Source organism: Porphyrobacter sp. AAP82 (genome assembly GCF_000331285.1).
Taxonomy (GTDB): Bacteria; Pseudomonadota; Alphaproteobacteria; order Sphingomonadales; family Sphingomonadaceae; genus Erythrobacter.
In genome coordinates, this window is sequence record NZ_ANFX01000016.1 from 69,464 (window position 1) to 87,338 (window position 17,875).

11 protein-coding genes are annotated in these 17,875 nt (G+C 66.3%); 6 read left to right on the top strand and 5 right to left on the bottom strand.

What is annotated here, in order from left to right; all coding sequences use genetic code 11:
• Positions 1-38: 38 nt before the first annotated feature.
• The 3 genes from D620_RS0105235 to D620_RS0105245 are packed head-to-tail and all read right to left on the bottom strand — an operon-like array spanning position 39 to position 5,087.
• On the bottom strand, positions 39-2,114 hold the full coding sequence (locus D620_RS0105235) for a glycoside hydrolase family 97 protein (RefSeq protein WP_017664741.1): 2,076 nt from the start codon (positions 2,112-2,114) through the stop codon (positions 39-41).
• Between the two features lie 28 nt (positions 2,115-2,142).
• Complete coding sequence (locus D620_RS0105240) at positions 2,143-3,507, bottom strand: alpha-amylase family glycosyl hydrolase (protein ID WP_017664742.1); 1,365 nt, start codon at positions 3,505-3,507, stop codon at positions 2,143-2,145.
• Positions 3,507-5,087 (bottom strand): MFS transporter, encoded by a 1,581-nt coding sequence (locus tag D620_RS0105245; RefSeq protein WP_017664743.1) that lies wholly within the window; start codon positions 5,085-5,087, stop codon positions 3,507-3,509. Before D620_RS0105245 ends, D620_RS0105240 begins: the two co-directional genes overlap by 1 nt.
• A 313-nt stretch (positions 5,088-5,400) precedes the next feature.
• Between D620_RS0105245 and D620_RS0105250 the strand changes: the two genes are divergently transcribed.
• Genes D620_RS0105250 through D620_RS0105265 form a run of 4 tightly spaced genes read left to right on the top strand, consistent with a single transcriptional unit; the run spans position 5,401 to position 11,448 of the window.
• Complete coding sequence (locus tag D620_RS0105250; RefSeq protein ID WP_017664744.1) at positions 5,401-7,245, top strand: alpha-amylase family glycosyl hydrolase; 1,845 nt, start codon at positions 5,401-5,403, stop codon at positions 7,243-7,245.
• Positions 7,245-8,897 carry an alpha-amylase family glycosyl hydrolase gene (locus tag D620_RS0105255; protein ID WP_017664745.1) on the top strand — a complete coding sequence of 551 codons (1,653 nt, stop codon included), beginning with the start codon at positions 7,245-7,247 and terminating at the stop codon, positions 8,895-8,897. The genes D620_RS0105250 and D620_RS0105255 overlap by 1 nt, the downstream gene beginning before the upstream one ends.
• The gene (locus D620_RS0105260; protein ID WP_017664746.1) at positions 8,897-9,931 is read left to right on the top strand and encodes a LacI family DNA-binding transcriptional regulator; all 1,035 of its coding nucleotides are present in this window, start codon (positions 8,897-8,899) and stop codon (positions 9,929-9,931) included. The genes D620_RS0105255 and D620_RS0105260 overlap by 1 nt, the downstream gene beginning before the upstream one ends.
• Complete coding sequence (locus D620_RS0105265; RefSeq protein ID WP_017664747.1) at positions 9,928-11,448, top strand: tryptophan halogenase family protein; 1,521 nt, start codon at positions 9,928-9,930, stop codon at positions 11,446-11,448. The genes D620_RS0105260 and D620_RS0105265 overlap by 4 nt, the downstream gene beginning before the upstream one ends.
• A gap of 283 nt (positions 11,449-11,731) precedes the next feature.
• Here D620_RS0105265 and D620_RS0105270 read toward each other — a convergent pair whose 3' ends face one another.
• Entirely contained in the window at positions 11,732-14,500 is a 2,769-nt protein-coding gene (locus D620_RS0105270) for a TonB-dependent receptor (RefSeq protein WP_017664748.1), read from the bottom strand.
• 452 nt (positions 14,501-14,952) lie between these two features.
• Between D620_RS0105270 and D620_RS0105275 the strand changes: the two genes are divergently transcribed.
• Together D620_RS0105275 and D620_RS0105280 are read left to right on the top strand one after the other, a co-directional pair.
• Complete coding sequence (locus tag D620_RS0105275) at positions 14,953-15,630, top strand: DUF6445 family protein (RefSeq protein ID WP_017664749.1); 678 nt, start codon at positions 14,953-14,955, stop codon at positions 15,628-15,630.
• Between the two features lie 15 nt (positions 15,631-15,645).
• Positions 15,646-17,181 carry a tryptophan halogenase family protein gene (locus D620_RS0105280; protein WP_017664750.1) on the top strand — a complete coding sequence of 512 codons (1,536 nt, stop codon included), beginning with the start codon at positions 15,646-15,648 and terminating at the stop codon, positions 17,179-17,181.
• A 79-nt stretch (positions 17,182-17,260) separates the two neighbouring features.
• On the opposite strand, the gene D620_RS0105285 is transcribed toward D620_RS0105280, so the two are convergent.
• Positions 17,261-17,761, bottom strand: a complete 501-nt coding sequence (locus D620_RS0105285; RefSeq protein WP_155800029.1) for a c-type cytochrome — start codon at positions 17,759-17,761, stop codon at positions 17,261-17,263.
• Between the last annotated feature and the right edge of the window lie 114 nt (positions 17,762-17,875).

The following is a 17,875-nucleotide window of genomic DNA, read 5'->3' on the forward strand; positions in this document are numbered from 1 at the left end:
GGGGGCCGCGTGCCGACTGACTTGCCGCGCCCCCGGCCTCACTTCACCGGAATGAACCGCACAGCCACCCCGCCCGAAGCCGCAAGGTGCACCGCAAAGGTATCGCCGCCGGTCACCACCTTTTCCTCGATCACGATGTCATAGGGGTTGTAGTCCCAATGCGCGTGGGGCCCGTCGCGGTAGATCTGGGCGCGGTATTTCTTGCCCGGTTCGAGAAAGGAGAGCGCCAGCGACACATCGCGCGGGTTCTCGTCGGTCAGCGCGCCCAAGAACCATTCCTTGGACTTCCTGCCCTGCCGCGCCATCGCGATCCATTGGCCGACCTCGCCGTCCAAGGCGATCGACTGCTCCCAATCGGCCTCGACGTCCTTGATGAACTGGAAGGCGTCCATGCGCTTCTCGTAGTTCTCAGGAAGATCGGCGGCCATCTGCAAGGGCGAGTAGATCGTCACATAGGTCGCAAGCTGCTTGGCCAGCGTGGTCTGCGGGCGGTTCTTGGGATCGCCGCGCGGCATGTCGGGGCGAACGGGTGCGCGCTCGTTGGGCCTGAGGTCGAAGATGCCGGGGGTGTAGTCGAAGGGCCCGGCGAGCAGCGCGGTGAAGGACAGCATCGCCTCGTGCGAAGGCGGATTGGGCGGCGTGCCCCAGGCGTTGAACTCCATCCCCCGCGCGCCTTCGCGGCTCATCCAGTTGGGGTAGGTGCGCCTGAGGCCCGTGTCCTTGACCGGCTCGTGGGTGTCCATGGCGATCTGGCGCTCGGCGGCGGCCTTGATCACGGTCATGTGGTGGTCGATCATCCGCTGGCTGTCGTAATATTCGTAGTGGCGGATGCCCTTGTCATCGACCCACACCGCATCGCCCGCGTCCGAGACATAGCCCGACTTCACATAGTGCGAGCCGATCTTCCGCACCAGATCAAGGCCCGCGGCGAGCTGCTTTTCGTAATTGGTAAGGTTGGCCGAAGTCTCGTGGTGGACAATCAGCTGCACGCCCTTGCTGGCGGCATATTTGCTGAGGGCCTCGATGTCGTAATCGGGATAGGCCTCGGTAAAGCTGAACACGTCGCCATTGTTGAACCACTCGCCGTCCCAGCCCTTGTTCCAGCCTTCGACAAGGACGCCGGAGAAGCCGTGCTTGGCGGCGAAATCGATATAGCGCCGGGTCTCGGCAGTGGTCGCGCCGTGGAACTTGTTGCTCGCCCAAGTGCGGTCGTTGATGTGCATCGCCCACCAGATGCCGATGTACTTGCCGGGCTTGGCCCAGGACACGTCGCCGAGTGTATTGGGCTCGTTCAGGTTGAGGATGATGTCGGAATTGATGAGGCCCACCGCCTTGTCGGCGATCTGGATGGTGCGCCAGGGGGAGTTGAAGGGCGCCTTGGTTTTTACCTTCGGCCCGCCCGCCCAGTTGCGCAAATTCGCCTGGAAATTGCCGGGGCGCAGCTGGTCCAAGGACATCGAGGAATAGTCGGTCAACGCCGCCTCGTGGATCGCCATGTACTTGCCGGTGACGGTGCGGAAGGTCGAAGGCGTGTGCGCATCGTCGACCTGCCCGGCGGGCGCGACGCGGTAGATATATTCGTTGCGGTTGAATTCGTCGGACGGGGTGTACCACATGGTGGTCTTCTCCCCGACGGCGAACTGGGTAAGCTCCTCGACGATGGCGAGGTCACCCTCGAGCGCGGGCTGCGCCTTCAGCTCGTAGCGGAAGCCGACGCCGGTATCAAAGGCGCGGAAGCGCACGGTGATGTCGCGCGCCGGGCCGTCCGTTTCGGTGCGGAAGGTGACGGCAAGCTCGTTGTGCTGGTCGCGCACCAGACGGCGCTCGCCCCAGGGCTGCTCCCAGCTATAGTCTTTGCTTGTGCGGGTCGAGCCGGCAATCACCATGCCGCGCTCGAAGCCGTGATGTTCGGCAAACAGCATGCCCAGCAGCGAGGGGGCGATCACCTGCTCGCCGTCATGGGCGATTGCATAGGTCGCGCGGCCGCCATCATCGCTGACGGTGACGGTGATCCGCCCGTCGGGTGAGGCAAGGGTGAGGCTTTCGGCGGCGGCGGGCGCGGCGGCCCACATGATCGCGGCCAGCGCCACAAGGGGTTTCCAGTGCTTGGTCATCTATCCTCTCCCGCGCCCATGCAGCGCCTCACTTGGTCTCGGTGTAAATCCGGTAGCCCCATGCGGGCAGATCGACCGTCTCGCCGCCGGCGAACAGGGCTGGCGCACCGGACAGGGCGTCGGTGTAGCTGCCGTGGTGGCGGGCGTGCCCGAAGGTCACCGCGTGCGGGCGGGGGCTGAGGTTGAAGACGGCGAAGACCCGCGTGCCCTTCTCACCCCTCGTGAAGGCATAGACATCGGCGGTCTGGCTGGTGGGCACTTCCGCCATCGCCGCCCCGAAGCGCCCGTTGTGGAGCGCTCGCTGCGCAGTCTTGAGCGCGATCAGCTTGGCCAATAGCGGAGCGAGCCGGCCCTCCTTCCAGACGATCGGATCGCGCTCGAAGAACTTCAGCTGGCGGTCATTGTCCGCCTCCTGACCATTGTAGACGAGGGGCAAGCCGGTGCCCACGAATGAGAGCGCGATCGCCGCCTCGTAGGCCGGGCCGTAGATGTCGCTCGCCACCGCGTCCCACGAATTCTGGTCGTGGTTTTCGGTATAGACCATGCGCATCGCCGCGCGCGGCCAGGTTTCCTGCTGTTCGTTGTAATAGCCGCGGATCGGCCCGGCGCCCTCGCCGCTCCTGACCAGCTTCTGCAGCGCCTCCTTCCACTTCCACGCATAGGTCGCATCGAAGGCGCGGGTGTGGAGATCGCGCTGCTCCCATTCGGCGAGCATGAAGACCGGTTTTATCGAGTCCAGCTCGCGCCGTGCCGTTTCCCAGAAGTCGGTGGGGACCCAGCCCGCGACATCGCAGCGGAACCCGTCCACGCCATATTCGCGCACCCAGAAGACGAGGCTCTGGGTCATGTATTGCCTGAGGCCCGGCTGGCTGTAGTCGAAGTCGGCGACGTCGCTCCAGTCGGTCCCGGCGGGGCTCATCAGCGCGCCTTCCGGGGTGCGGCTGTACCATTCGGGATGGCTCTGCGTGAGCGGATTGTCATAGGCCGAATGGTTGGCGACCCAGTCGAGGATCACCTTGAGGCCGAGCCGGTGCGCTTCATCCACGAAGGCGCGGAATTCGGCCTCGGTGCCCAGTTCCGGATTGACCGCGCGATAGTCGCGCACCGCATAGGGGCTGCCGAGCGTGCCCTTGCGGTTCGCCTCGCCGATGGGGTGGACCGGCATCAGCCAGATGATGTCGACGCCCATCGCCGCGAGGCGGGGGAGCTGTTTCTGTGCGGCCTCGAAGGTGCCTTCGGGGGTGAACTGGCGGGTGTTCATCTGGTAGAGCACCGCATCGGCCGTCCACGCGGCGTTCTCGATCCGGACGACATCGCGCGGCGCGTAATCGGGCTCCGCCAGTGCCGGGGACGCGGCAAGCGCGCCCGCCAGGAGTGCAATGGTCAACCGCATCACGCTTGCTCGGCCTTCAATTGCGGCGTCCGCGCGCCCTCGCCATCGGTGACGAAGAAGGTCGCGAGCGCGGCCAGCACCATGCTCGTCGCCGAAATGGCCATCGCCCAGATCGGGTGCCCGCCGAACAGGTTGGTGAGGAGGAAGCCGAGCAGGGTCGAGGCGAGCAGCTGCGGCACGACGATGAAGATGTTGAACACCCCCATGTAAATGCCCATCTTTTCCTGCGGCACGCAGCCGGCAAGGATCGCATAGGGCATCGAGACGATCGAGGCCCAGGCGATGCCGATGCCGATCTGCGGGATCCACAGCAGCGCCGGATCGCGCACCATCAGCACCGCGGCAAAGCCCGCCGCCCCCATGAGCAGGTTGACCCCATGCAAGCGGCAGCGGTCGATCCGCGCGGCGATCAGCACGAAGCCCAATGCGGCGGCAGCGGCAAGGCCGTTGCGCACCGATCCCATCAGGCTCCACCAGTCGGCCCCGTCCTGATAGGCGGCGCTGACGGTGTCGGTCACCCCGAAGTGGTATTCGGTCACCCCCGGCGTACCGAAGATCCACAGCCCGAACATCCCGAACCAGCTGAAGAACTGCACCACGGCGAGCTGGCGCATGGTCTTGGGCATGGCGAAGAGATCGGTGACGACCTCCATGAAGCCGCTCTCCTCTCGGCCCTGTTTGCGGAGCGAACCGGCGAGGAGTTGCACCACGCCGAAGCCCGCGACCAGCGCGGCAAGCACATAGATGTCCTTGGCGATCTCGACGGTGCCGAGCACGGCGGGGCGCGGCTCGCTGCGGGCGAAGGCGACGAAGGCGGCGATGGCAAGGCCGGCGATCACCCACAGCACCCCGCCGCGGGTGAACTGTGCGGCGCTGCGCGGGGCGCCCCTCCCGGTGTTGCGCGGCGCCTCGGCGCGGGCGGCCTCGAAACGCGCGAGCTCTGCCGGCGAATATTCCCTGGTCGTGAACACTGTCCAGGCAACCGCCGCCAAAAGCGCCGCGCCGCCGAGGTAGAAGGACCACTGGACGGTCTGCGGGATCATGCCCTCGGGCGCTGTATTGCCGAGACCCAGCCAGTTGGTCATCACCCACGGCAAGGCGCCCGCGATCACCGCGCCCGCACCGATGAAGAAGCTCTGCATCGCATAGCCCATGGTGCGCTGGCGATCGGGCAGATTGTCGCCCACGAAGGCGCGGAACGGCTCCATCGTGATGTTGAGCGAGGCGTCCATCACCCACAGCATCCCGGCCGCGATCCACAGCGCTGAGGCATTGGGCAAGACGAACAGCGCAAGGCTCGCCAGTAGCGCGCCGATCAGGAAGAACGGGCGACGGCGGCCGAAGCGCTCGCTCCAGGTCTTGTCGGACAGGTGGCCGATGATCGGCTGCACGATGAGACCCGTCATCGGCGCTGCGATCCACAGGATCGCCAGCTCGCCGACATCGGCGCCCAGCGTCTGGAAGATGCGGCTGACATTGCCGTTCTGGAGTTCGAAGCCGATCTGGATTCCGAGGAACCCGAAGCTCACGTTCCAGATCTGCGCAGCGTTCAGCGCGGGCTTGTGGCCGGCTTGCGTCATGGTCGCTCTCATCCCTCTCCCGCCGCGCACCGGCCCTCAGGCGTGACGCGGCCCGCCCTTGCATCTATGCTTGCGCCTCTGGTGGGCGGTAAAGCGATGCTCAAGGGCCGGCGCGCAGTCTGGACGCCCTGCAAAAATTTGCAAGAAACTTTGCGGCTGGCAGCAGGAAAAATCGGCATTCCGCCGCAAGGTCTAGCATTTTTCCAGCAAATCCTTTTATTTGGCTCAGGTCAAGGCGCCCGCAAACATGCGTCACAAAGATTTGCAAAAACCTTCCTAAGCTGTCACAAGCCGCTCCGGAGGGAGTTGGGTTATGAGGCGAATCTTCGCGAAGGCGGCGGCTGTGCTGTGGGCGGGCACCGCGATCACTGGAGCGCCGCTCGCGGCCCAGGCCACAGCCGCGCAGCCCCCTGCCGCACCCCCGATCGCCGAGCGCGGGCTCGAGGACGAGATCATCTATTTCGTCCTGCCCGACCGCTTCGCCGATGGCGACCCGAACAACAACCGGGGCAGCCTCAAGGGCGGGCCGTTCCAGCATGGCTTTGATCCCGCCCACAAGGGCTTCTACCACGGCGGCGACCTCAAGGGTCTGACCGCCAAGCTCGACTACATCCAGGGTATGGGCGTCACCGCGATCTGGTTCGCGCCGATCTTCAAGAACAAGCCGGTGCAGGGCATGCCCGGGCAGGAGAGCGCGGGCTATCACGGCTACTGGGTGACCGATTTCACCCAGGTCGATCCGCATTTCGGCACCAATGCCGAGTTCAAGGCCTTCGTCGATGCCGGCCATGCACGCGGGATGAAGGTCTACATGGACATCATCATCAACCACACCGCCGACGTGATCGACTATGCGGGCGGCAAATACGATTACCGCAGCAAGGGCGAGTATCCCTTCTCGAGAGCCGGCGGTATAGGCGGCAAGCCGATCAACGAGGGCTTTTCGGGCGACGACAATCCCGATCCTGCCAACTGGGCCAAACTCACCGACCCGGCCTTTGCCTACACCCCCGTGGTGCGCGAGGCCGAGAAGGACGTGAAAGTCCCCGCCTGGCTCAACGACGTGACGCTCTACCACAACCGCGGCAATTCGCATTGGGTGGGCGAGAGCAGCCTCTACGGCGACTTTTCGGGATTGGACGATCTCGCTACCGAGAACCCGCGCGTCGTCCAAGGCATGATCGACATCTTCGGGGCATGGATCGACGATTACGGGATCGACGGCTACCGCATCGACACCGCCAAGCACGTGAACCCCGAGTTCTGGCAGGCCTTCACCCCGGCGATCCTCGCGCGTGCCCATGCCAAGGGGATCAAGCACTTCCACATCTTCGGCGAGATCGCCTACGAGGAACCCACCGCCACCATCGCCGCACAGGTGATGGCGCAGAGCCACCTGCCCTATGCGCTCGACATGGGCTTTGCCAAGGCCGCGCAACTGGTCGCATCCGGCAAGGCGGGGCCGCGGCTGATGGCCGAATTCCTCGATCAGGACGCGATCTACCCCGGGGGTGCGAAGACCGCGCTGGGCCTGCCCACCTTCCTCGGCAACCACGATTTCGGGCGCTTTTCGATGTTCGTCGCGCAGATGAGCGGGTCGCGGGACGAGGGCAGGCTGCTCGCCCGCGTCAAGCTCGGCCATGCGATGATGTTCCTGCTGCGCGGGGTGCCGACGGTCTATTACGGGGACGAGCAGGGCTTCATTTCCGATGGCAACGACCAGCTGGCGCGCGAGGACATGTTCCCTTCCAGTGTCGCGGTCTACAACGACAATGACCTGATCGGCACCGATGCCACCACCGCCGAGGACAATTTCGACCCTTCCCATCCGCTCTACCGCCTGATTGCGGAGCTTTCGGCCGCGCGCACCGCCAGCCCGGCGCTGCGCCGCGGCCTTTCGAAGGTGCGCGCCTTCACCGAAACCGGCCCCGGCCTGCTTGCGGTCGAGCGCCACGATCCGGCCAGCGGCCAGCGCGTGCTGGCGGTGTTCAACTCCGGCGAAAGGCCACTTTCGCAAACCATCGAGGTCAGCTACGCGGCCCGCGGCATTTCGCCGCTGGTCGGCCCCTGCCCCGCCGCGCTCGCCGCGCCAGGCTCGGCAAAGGTCACCCTGCCCGCCTTCGGCTTTGCCGCCTGCATTCTGGAGACCGACAAGTAATGGCAACCGCTCTTGCCGAAATTGCCCCCGCGACCACCGGCATGCTCGCATGGTGGCGCGGCGCGGTCATCTACCAGATCTATCCGCGCTCGTTCCGTGACACCAACGGTGACGGGATCGGCGACCTTGCCGGCATTGCCGACGGCCTCGATTACATCGCCGGCCTCGGCGTCGACGGCATCTGGATCAGCCCGTTCTTCACCTCGCCGATGAAGGACTTCGGCTATGACGTGGCCGATTACTGCGGGATCGATCCGAGCTTCGGCACCTTCGCCGATTTCGACCGGATCATCGAGAAGGCGCACGCCCTCGGCCTGAAGGTGATCATCGACCAGGTCTATTCGCACACCTCGGATGAACACGCGTGGTTCCAGGAGAGCCGGCAGGATCGCACCAACCCCAAGGCCGACTGGTATGTCTGGGCCGATCCCAAGCCCTGCGGATCGCCGCCGTCGAACTGGCAATCGGTGTTCGGCGGATCGGCATGGCAATGGGATGGACCGCGCAAGCAGTACTACCTGCACAACTTCCTGACCTCGCAGCCGGACCTCAACGTCCACAACCCCGATGTGCAGAACGCGCTGCTCGATGTTGCGCGGTTCTGGCTGGCACGGGGCGTGGACGGGTTCCGGCTCGATGCGCTCAACTTCTCGATGCATGATCCCGAGCTGCGCGACAATCCGCCCTCGGGCACGCCGATGGAGCAGGTGACCCGGCCCTTCGACATGCAGATCAAGCGCTACAACCAGTCGCACCCCGATATCGTCGCCTTCCTTGAACGCATCCGGCAGACATTGGACGAGTTCCCGGGCCGCTTCACCGTCGCCGAAGTCGGCGGGCCTGAGCCGCTCGCCGAGATGAAGGCCTTCACCGCCGGCGGCAAGCGGCTCGATTCCGCCTACAACTTCGATTTCCTCTACGCCCCGCGCCTCACCGCAGCCCTGGTGCGCGCCAGCCTCTTGCAGTGGAGCGGCGAGGAGGGCGAGGGCTGGCCGAGCTGGGCCTTCTCGAACCACGATGCCCCGCGCGCGGTGACCCGCTGGACGCTCGACGGCGACATGGGCCGCATGGCGCGATTGAACCTGCTGGTGCTGCTGGCCTTGCGCGGCAATCCGATCATCTACCAGGGCGAGGAGCTGGGCCTGCCGCAGGGCGAGGTCGCCTTCGAGGACCTTCAGGACCCCGAGGCGATCGTCAACTGGCCGCACACTCTCGGCCGCGATGGCGCGCGCACCCCGATGCCGTGGGCGGCGAGCGCGCCGCAGGCGGGCTTTTCGAGCGCCAACCGCACCTGGCTGAAGCTCGATCCGGTCCATACCGGCTTTGCGGTCGACAAGCAGGCCGCCGACCCGGCCTCGACGCTTGCCTATGCGCAGCGCCTGCTCGCCGCGCGGCGCGCGCATCCGGCGCTGGCGCGCGGGACGATCACGCTGCTCGATTCCCCCGCGGACATCCTCGCCTTCGTGCGCGAGGATGCCGAGGGCAGCGTGCTGTGCGTCTTCAACCTCGGCGAGACGCCGGGACACTGGAGCGCGCCCGAGGGTCTCGGCGCGCTCGGCCTGATCGCCACCGAAAGCGATGTGGGCGGCGGCGCCGTCCCCGAAGCCCTGGCGCCCGGCACCGGCTACTGGGCACGCGTGCAGGGGAGCTGATGGCCGACCTCCCGCCCTCGCCTGCCGCGCGGCGCAGCGCCACGCTCGAGGACATCGCGCGCGAGGCGGGGGTCTCGATCTCGACCGTCAGCCGCGCGCTGAACGACAGCCCTTCGGTCAAGCGGCGCACCAAGCAGCAGATCTGGCAGATCGCCCGCGCCCATGATTACGAGTTCCGCGCGAGCATGCCGAGCGGGCCGATCGGCGCCGATGCGACCCTTGCCGTGGTCGTCCCCGCCCCGCAGGGCCGTGACGGGCGGGTGTCGGACCCCTTCTTCCTCGAACTCCTCGCCGGCATCGCCGAAGCCGCGCGCGAGCGCAACGCGGACCTCATCATCAGCCACCTCGCCCCCCGCGCCACCGGCGATCTCGACTACGCGATGAGCACGAGCCGCGCGACCGGGGTGATCTTCATCGGCCAGTCCTCGCTCCATCACGAGTTCAACGCCCTCGCCGCGCGCGACAACCGCTTCGTGGTGTGGGGTGCGGAGTTCCCGGACGCGCAGTATTGCGTGATCGGATCGGACAACCTTGCAGGCGGCCGCCGCGCCACCTCGCACCTTGCCCGGCTCGGACGGCGCCGCATCGCCTTCCTCGGCGACAGCGAGGCGCCCGAGGCCGAACAGCGCCTGCGCGGATACAAGCAGGCGCTGGAACAGGCCGGCATCGCCTTTGACGACGATCTGATCGTCCCTGCCCACTTCGAGGTCCACTCCGCCGAGGCAGCGGTGCGGAGCGCGCTGGCCCGCGGCCTGAGGTTCGATGCGATCTTCGCCGCCTCCGACCTCATCGCCATCGGCGCGATCCGCGCGCTGACCCGCTCCGGGATGCGGGTGCCAGAGGACGTGTCGGTGGTGGGATATGACAACATCCCCGCCGCGCGCCTCGTCACCCCGCAGCTCACCACCATCGACCAGGACGCCAACCTTGCAGGGCGCATGCTGGTCTCCAAGCTGATCGACAAGGGCGATGGCCCGGCGATCTCGCAGCGGCTCGAGACGAGCCTGTTGATCCGCGAGAGCTGCGGCGGATGACGGCAAGCCCTGCCCCCCTCAAGTCGATCACCATCGTCGGCGGCGGCAGCGCCGGGTGGATGACGGCGGCTGCACTGTCGCAGGCCGTGGGCGGGGCTTGCGCGATCACCCTCATCGAGAGCGAGGCGATCGGCACGGTCGGCGTGGGCGAGGCCACCATCCCTCCGATCCGCCACTTCAACCAGCGCCTCGGCATCGACGAGGCGACCTTCGTGCGCGAGACGCAAGGGTCTTACAAGCTCGGCATCGAGTTCGTCGATTGGGGCCGCAAGGACCACCGCTACTTCCACCCCTTCGGCCAGTACGGTGCCGAGTTCGACACCGTGCCCTTCTACCACCACTGGATGGCCGAGCATCTCGAAGGCCGCGCGCCGGGCCCGATCGACGACTTCTCGATGTGCTGGGCGATGGCGAAGGCCGGCAAGTTCAGCCATCCCTCGCCCGACCGCCGTCTCATCCAGTCGACCTTCGACTACGCCTACCACTTCGATGCCGGGCTCTACGCCGCCTTCCTCAGGCGCTATGCCGAGGCCCGCGGGGTGACGCGGATCGAGGGCAAGGTCGTCGATGTCACCCTGAGGGGCGCGGACGGCTTCATCGAGGCGGTCACCCTCGACAACGGCGCACGCGTCACGGGTGAGCTGTTCGTCGACTGCTCGGGCTTCCGCGGCCTCTTGATCGAGGAGGCGCTCGAGGCAGGCTACGACAACTGGCAGGCCTGGCTCCCCTGCGACCGCGCCGTCGCGGTGCCCTGCGAGCGGGGGGAGTTCACCCCCTTCACCCGCTCCACCGCCAGGGAGGCCGGGTGGCAGTGGCGCATCCCGCTCCAGCACCGCACCGGCAACGGCTATGTCCATTGCAGCCAGTTCATCTCCGAGGACGAGGCCGCTGCCACCCTGCTCGCCAACCTCGACGGCAAGGCGCTCGCCGACCCGCGCCCCTTGCGCTTCGTCACCGGCAAGCGCCGGGAGTTCTGGAAGCGCAACTGCGTCGCCATCGGACTGGCCGCCGGGTTCATGGAGCCGCTCGAATCGACCAGCCTCCACCTCATCCAGTACGGCATCCTGCGCCTCATCGCGCTCCTGCCCGACGCCGCCATGTCGCCGCTGCTCGCCCGCGAGTACAACGCCCAGACGACGCGCGAGTACGAGCTGATCCGCGACTTCCTGATCCTCCACTACAAGGCAACCACCCGCGACGACAGCGAGCTGTGGCGCTACTGCGCCGCCATGCCGATCCCCGACACCTTGCAGTACAAGATCGACCACTTCCGGTCCCACGGCATGCTCGTCGCCGAGAGCCACGAGCTGTTCGCCAACCCCAGCTGGATCGCGGTGTATCTCGGCCAGGGCATCGTGCCCGGGCGCGCCCCCGCGCTGGCGCAGCTGCGGCCGGGCGTGCCCGTGGCCGAGCGCTTGGCCCAGATCCGCAGCGCGATGGACGAGGCGGTGGCCGCCATGCCGTCACACGGCGAGTTCATCGCCCGCCACTGCGCCGCCCCGACGCTGGCGGCCTGAGGACGCCCGCCGGCGGCGCTTCCCCCTGCCCGTCGCCTGCGCGTGTAGGAGACACATGAGACACTGTCCTGGGGCGGAAATCCCGCCCCCGCGATGGCGCTTGCGAGCGGGGTCACAGACAGGGGCGATGCGCAGGTCATCCTTTCGTGTCTGGCACATCCGGCACCCTGTAGGAAAGCGCTGCCTCGGCCCCCGTGTGCCGCGTCCTGTTCCAACGCAAAAGGGGCCCGCCATCGCTGGCGAGCCCCTGCCTTGCCCCGGTGCGACCCTCAGGCCGCAGCGATCAGAAGGTCTTGCGGATCGTGAAGTTGAAGGTCCGCCCGTAAAGCTCGTGACGGCTCGGGAAGGTCCCGATCTGCTGCCCGCCGGCATTGAACAGGGCGTTCTCGGTCACGAACGGCTCGTTGGTCAGGTTGAACACTTCGGCCAGCACCTGCACCCCGTTGAGGACACTGCCTTCCTTGCTGAAGGTGTAGCCAATCTGCGCGTCGAGGATCGTTTCGGGCTGCGCCTGCGCACCCGAGAGCGAACCGTCGAAGTTCTGCACTTCCGACAGGAAGCCCGAACGGTAGCGCGCGGCGAGCTTGGCGCGGAAGCCGTACTTTTCGTAGAAGATGTCGCCCGACCAGGTGACATCCGAATAGCCCGGAATAGAGATCGGGTTGAAGTTCTGGTTCTGCACCTCGGCATCGGCATAGGTGATGCTGGCAAAGCCGCCGAAGCCGTCGAGGGTTTCGGAGACATCGCCGAAGTTCACGCGCACCGTGCCTTCGATCCCGGTGATCGAACCGTCAGCGAAGTTGACCGGACCGTTGAAGATGCCGACCGCAACCCGCGGATCGGTGGCAAGGATGCCGCCCGCGCCGAAGTTCTGGATCGACTGGGTGAGGTCCTTCAGCTCGCTGAAGTCGATGACCCAGTCCGACAGGTCCTTGTAGAACGCTGCGACGATGATCGCGCTGCCGGGCGAGAAGTACTTCTCGAGGCTGATGTCGTAGGAGGTCGACTTGTAGGGCTCGAGCTGCGGGTTGCCGCCGCCGAGGTTGAAGCAGACCACCGACGGCGGATTGAAGGCGATCACCCGGTCGGGGCGCTGGTCGTTGTTGGTGTCGACACAGCTCAGCGCGTTGAACCCGATGTTCTGGTTCGCCGTCATCTGGTCGAGCCGCGCGCGGGTGATGGTCTGGGCAAAAGCGACACGGATGAAGGTGTCTTCCATCACCTCGAAGCTGAGGTTGGCGCTCGGCAGCCAGTTGCTGAAGCTGTGGTCGACCGCGTTGGTGCCGCCGGCGATGGTGCCGGTCGAACCCTGCTTGGTGTCGGCATAGCGCAGACCGATATTGCCGCGCACCGGCACCGATCCGAGATCGCCGTCGATGTCGGCCTGGATGTAGAAGTTGTGGACCCGCTCCTCGACGACCCACTGGGTGTCGAAGGTCGCCTTCTCGACGCGGTAGGTGCCGTCGGTCAGGAAGCTTGCAGGGTCATAGGCAAGGATGTCCATGCCCAGGCTTTTGGTGTTGGTGGCCCCGACGATCGCACCGGCCGGCACGGCAAGGCCGTTGCCGAAGGCTGCGGTGGGACGCAGGAAGGATTCGTTCGAATCGAAGTCCTTGCTGCGGTCGGTATAGAGCCAGCCCACGGTGATCTTGTCGAGAAGGCCACCGTCGAACTCCCAGTAGGTTTCGGCGCGCAGCTGGTGCAGCTCGTCATTGATCTGCGGCTGCTTGATGAAGCCGACCTGGCCCCACCCGCCCGGATCGGTGAGCAGGACGTTGGCGGGGTTGGTGTAATCGAGCTGGCTGGCGATGGTGTACTGGCCGTCGCTCGGGAAGGTGAAGGTCAGGCGGTCCTGCGCGCCGCTGCGGGCGCGGCCGGTGCCGGCGTAGCTTTCGTAGTCGATGTCGTTGCGATCGAGCGTCGAATAGCCGTAGTCGAGCACGAAGCCGAGGTTGTCGGTCGCCTTCCATTCCATGTTCGCGCCGACCGCGAAGATCTGGCTTTCCGCGCCTTCGGTGTCGGTGCGCAGGATCGGCACGACCGCGTTGTAGGTGGCGCTGTCGGCAAAGGGCCCGCTGCCGGTCGCGCCGCCGAAGGTCGCGCCGCTCCACGAGGCGATCGGGGTTTCGGTGCCGCGGAAGATGCCGCTGTCGCTGGTGTCGGTGAAGAAGCCGTCAACCGTCAGCGAGAAGCTGTCGGTGGGCTCGAACTGGAGGGTGCCGGCCAGCGAGGTGCGCTCGAACGAGCGGCTGACGACGCCCTGGCGCGGGTTGTCGGCGGGGTAGATGACGCCCTGCGCGGTGCGGCCGATCTGGAACTGGTTGGTCTTCAGCTCGCGGCTGATGAACTGGGTCGGGTTCGACTGGACGGTGACGCCCAGCGCCCAGCCCACGGTGCCCGCTTCGTTCTGGTCGATGTAGCTGCCGAAGAAGCGGTAGCCGTCAGCCGCGAAATCGGGGTTGAGCTTGCCGCTGTCGTTGATGGTGTAGGTCGCCGAAGCGGTGATCTGGCGCTTCTTGGAATCGAGCGGCTTGATGGTGCGCAGGTCGACCGCGCCGGCGATGCCGATCGCGGCGAGCTGCGCATCGCCGGTCTTGTAGACGATGCCCTGGCCGATCAGTTCCGAGGGGAACTGGTCGAATTCGATCCCGCGGTTGTTGCCCGCCGAGACAACTTCGCGGCCGTTGAGGAGCGCGAGGCTGAAGTCCGGGCCGAGGCCGCGGATCGAGACCTGCTGCGAACGGCCGCGCACGCGCTGGGCGGTGACGCCGGGCAGACGCGCGAGGGTATCGGCGATCGACAGGTCGGGCAGGAGGCCGATGTCTTCGGCCGCGATCACTTCGACGATCGAGGTCGAATTCTTCTTGGCATCGAGCGAGGACTGGATCGACCCGCGGATACCGGTGACGACGATCGCATCGCCTTCCTCGTCGACGGCAGCCTGTTCTTCGGCCGGTGCGTCCTGAGCCATGACCGGCGCACCGGTGACGGCGAGCGCCAGAAAGGTCGCGGCCCCGCACAGCAGGCGCGCGCTTGCATTGATCCCGTTCATTTTCATCAGAAGTCCCCTCCCGCAAGCACCGTTCGGCGGCGCTTTGCAGATTTTTTCATAGCCGAACCTGAACCTCAGGTAAATCGCCAAATGGCAGGCTTTTGCAGAGACCCCGAAAATCTTATGTTTTCGTTCTTGTTCATGTGCTTGCTTGAGAATGTGGGGGTCAATCGGGCCGATGATAACGCTATCATCGGCATCAATGTTGCGCGATTGTCACAGTTTTTCCGGATGCCGCGGTGCAGCATGGCGATCCCCCCTCGACGAACGGCCGCCACGCGCCGCCCAAGGCCGGGGATAACGGTCCTTTTCAAGCGATTTCATGAACTTGTTTGCAGGGCTTGGAGCCGGGCGGCGAGTTTGTTAGGCTCCCGTGCATGGCCAGCCAGCCCGTCTCGCCCGGACCCGACTCCCCTGCACGCTGGGGAATTGCCCCTGCAAACTGGCAGGACGTGGAATTTCCAGAACGAGATCAGCGTCTTATCGGCATCGACAATTTTCTCGTCGACCCCGCACACGCCATCTCGCAAGCAGTTTTGCAAAAATTTGCAAAAATCACGCCGCAATATCCGGGAGTTCGCGCGGCGCTTGATCCGCAGGTGTGCCGCGCATGGCTGCGGGTCCTCGGCCCGCTGCTCGATATGTGGTTCGGCAATCCTGAGGGGCGGCCCTGGGCGATGCAGGCGTGGTATTCGCTGGTCACCACCCCGCCCGCGCACCTCGCCCCGATGCAGTGCCTGCCCCATGTCGACGGCACCGACCCGCAGCAGATCGCGATGATGCTCTACCTCAAGCGCACCGGGCCCGGTGCCGGGCAGGCGGGCGGCACCGCCTTCTTCCGCCACCGTTCGACCGGCCTTGCCGCGCTGACCGCCGAGACCTACCCGCGCTATGCCGCCGCGGTGCAGGCCGATTACGGCCGCACCGGGCTCCCCGCGGCCGCCTACCCCACCGACGGCGCGCCGCATTTCGAGCGCATCCACATTGCCGAGGGGCGCTTCAACCGCGCGGTGTTCTATCGCGGCAACCTGCTGCACAGCGGGGTGATCGACAACGACGCCCCCTTGCGCGCCGACCCCCGCGAGGGGCGGCTGACGATCAACGCCTTCTTCCGCCCGGCCCCGGGCTGAGCGGCGCATCAGGGGATGACAGACATGGAAAGGCCACAGGTGAACAAGCTGGTGATCGTCGGCGGGGGGACCGCCGGGTGGATCACCGCGGCGGCCTTCGCGCGGCTGCTGGGGGGGCGCCTCGCCATCGAACTGGTCGAGAGCGAGGCGATCGGCACGGTCGGCGTCGGCGAGGCGACGATCCCGCAGATCATCCGCTTGAACGCCATCCTCGGCCTCGACGAGAACGCCTTTCTCAGCGCCACATCGGGCACCTTCAAGCTCGGGATCGAGTTCGTCGACTGGGGCGCCAAGGGCAGCCGCTACCTCCACACCTTCGGCGATACCGGCATGAGCCTCGGCAATGTCGCCTTCCACCACTACTGGCGGCGCAGCGCCGGCAGCGCGCCCGAACCCAAGGGCCTGTGGGACTATTCGCTCCACCAGATGGCGGCCTCGGCGGCGCGCTTCGGCAAGCTCGACCGGGTCGGCAACACCAGCATGACCGGCCTTGCCTATGCCTACCATTTCGATGCGAGCCGCTATGCCCTGTTCCTGCGCGCCTATGCCGAAGGGCGCGGCGTCACCCGCACCGAGGGGATCGTCGAGACCGTCCGGCGCGACGGGACAAGCGGCGATATCCGCGCGATCACGCTGAAGGGCGGCAAGGAGGTCACCGGCGATTTCTTCATCGACTGCACCGGCTTTCGCGCGCTGCTGCTGGGCGAGACGCTGGGGGTGGGTTACGAGGACTGGTCGAAGTGGCTCCCCTGCAACCGCGCGCTGGCGGTTCCCTCGGAGCGGCTCGAGACCCTCGTGCCCTATACCCGCGCGACCGCGAAGGAGGCAGGCTGGCAGTGGCGCATCCCGCTCCAGCACCGCACCGGCAATGGCCACGTCTATTCGAGCGGCTTCACCAGCGACGAGGCGGCGGCAGACACGCTGATGGCGGGGCTCGACACCAGGCCGCTTGGCGATCCGCGTCCGATCCGCTTCACCACCGGCCGCCGCCATGCCTTCTGGGCGCATAACTGCGCTGCGATCGGCCTTGCCAGCGGGTTCCTCGAACCGCTCGAATCCACCTCGATCCACCTCATCCAGTCGCATGTCAGCCGGCTCATCCAGCTCTTCCCGCGCGAGGGTGATCCGGCAGCGATGCGCGCCGAATACAACCGCCGCTGCGAGGAGGAGTTCGCGCAGATCCGCGATTTCCTGATCCTCCACTACCACCAGACCGCGCGCGAGGACACGGAGTTCTGGCGCTATTGCAAGCACATGGAGGTGCCCGACAGCCTCACCCACAAGATCGCGCTGTTCGCCGCATCGGGCCGCGTGGGCCGCGATGTGGACGATCTGTTCCGCGATGCGAGCTGGATGCAGGTGATGCTGGGGCAAGGGGTGATGCCGGCGGATTACGACCCGATGGCCGACCAGGTGAGCGACGCGCAACTCGCCGAATTCCTCGCCAATGTGAAGACCCTTACCGCGCGCGCGGTGGGCAGCCTGCCGCGCCACGAGGATTACCTCGCGCGCCACTGCCCGGTCGACGAAAGGCTGCTCGCCGCAGCCTGACCACACCCCGAAAACCCACGAAAAAGGGCGGCGCAGCCATGCTGCACCGCCCGTTTTTCTTGGCCCTGAGGCGCCCGTCTTACTTGGACTGGGCTTCCAGATAGGCGACCAGGTCGGCGCGCTTCTGGTCGTCCTTGACGCCCGGGAAGTTCATCTTGGTGCCCGGGACATAGGCCTTCGGGTCCTTGAGGTATTCGAACAGAACCTGCGGCGTCCAGGTGATGCCGCTGTTCTTGTTGGCGTCCGAATAGGCGAAGCCGGCGACCGAGCCCGACTTGCGGCCAACGATCTTGTGCAGCGACGGGCCGACGCGGTTCACGCCGTCATCGAAGACGTGGCAGGTGCGGCACGCGGCGAAGACCTTTTCGCCGGCGGCGGCATCGCCCGTGTAGCTGGCATATTCGAGCTTCGCGCCGGTATCGGCAGCAGCCGCAGCCGGAGTGGCGGCAGCCGTTTCGGCCGGAGCGGCCGCTTCGGGCGCCGCCGGAGCAGCAGCTTCTTCTTCCTTCTTGCCACCGCAAGCCGAAAGAGTGGCGAGTGCTGCCAGCGCAGCTGCGCCCATCAGGAAATTACGCTTCATAGTCGTTTGTCCTCTGAACAACTTGTTCCTCCCGCATCCTCGCGGGCCTTACTCCAGATTCTCGGGCAAGAAAAGCGGGACTTCACGCATCGCACGCGCCCCTCTCCACAGGTC

What these genes read in the sequence shown, in the direction of transcription:
- D620_RS0105285 (WP_155800029.1), bottom strand. Translation starts at nt 17,761, where the DNA reads ATGAAGCGTAATTTCCTGATGGGCGCAGCTGCGCTGGCAGCACTCGCC.
- D620_RS0105240 (WP_017664742.1), bottom strand. Translation starts at nt 3,507, where the DNA reads ATGCGGTTGACCATTGCACTCCTGGCGGGCGCGCTTGCCGCGTCCCCG.
- D620_RS0105280 (WP_017664750.1), top strand. Translation starts at nt 15,646, where the DNA reads ATGACAGACATGGAAAGGCCACAGGTGAACAAGCTGGTGATCGTCGGC.
- D620_RS0105250 (WP_017664744.1), top strand. Translation starts at nt 5,401, where the DNA reads ATGAGGCGAATCTTCGCGAAGGCGGCGGCTGTGCTGTGGGCGGGCACC.
- D620_RS0105265 (WP_017664747.1), top strand. Translation starts at nt 9,928, where the DNA reads ATGACGGCAAGCCCTGCCCCCCTCAAGTCGATCACCATCGTCGGCGGC.
- D620_RS0105255 (WP_017664745.1), top strand. Translation starts at nt 7,245, where the DNA reads ATGGCAACCGCTCTTGCCGAAATTGCCCCCGCGACCACCGGCATGCTC.
- D620_RS0105235 (WP_017664741.1), bottom strand. Translation starts at nt 2,114, where the DNA reads ATGACCAAGCACTGGAAACCCCTTGTGGCGCTGGCCGCGATCATGTGG.
- D620_RS0105245 (WP_017664743.1), bottom strand. Translation starts at nt 5,087, where the DNA reads ATGACGCAAGCCGGCCACAAGCCCGCGCTGAACGCTGCGCAGATCTGG.
- D620_RS0105260 (WP_017664746.1), top strand. Translation starts at nt 8,897, where the DNA reads ATGGCCGACCTCCCGCCCTCGCCTGCCGCGCGGCGCAGCGCCACGCTC.
- D620_RS0105270 (WP_017664748.1), bottom strand. Translation starts at nt 14,500, where the DNA reads ATGAACGGGATCAATGCAAGCGCGCGCCTGCTGTGCGGGGCCGCGACC.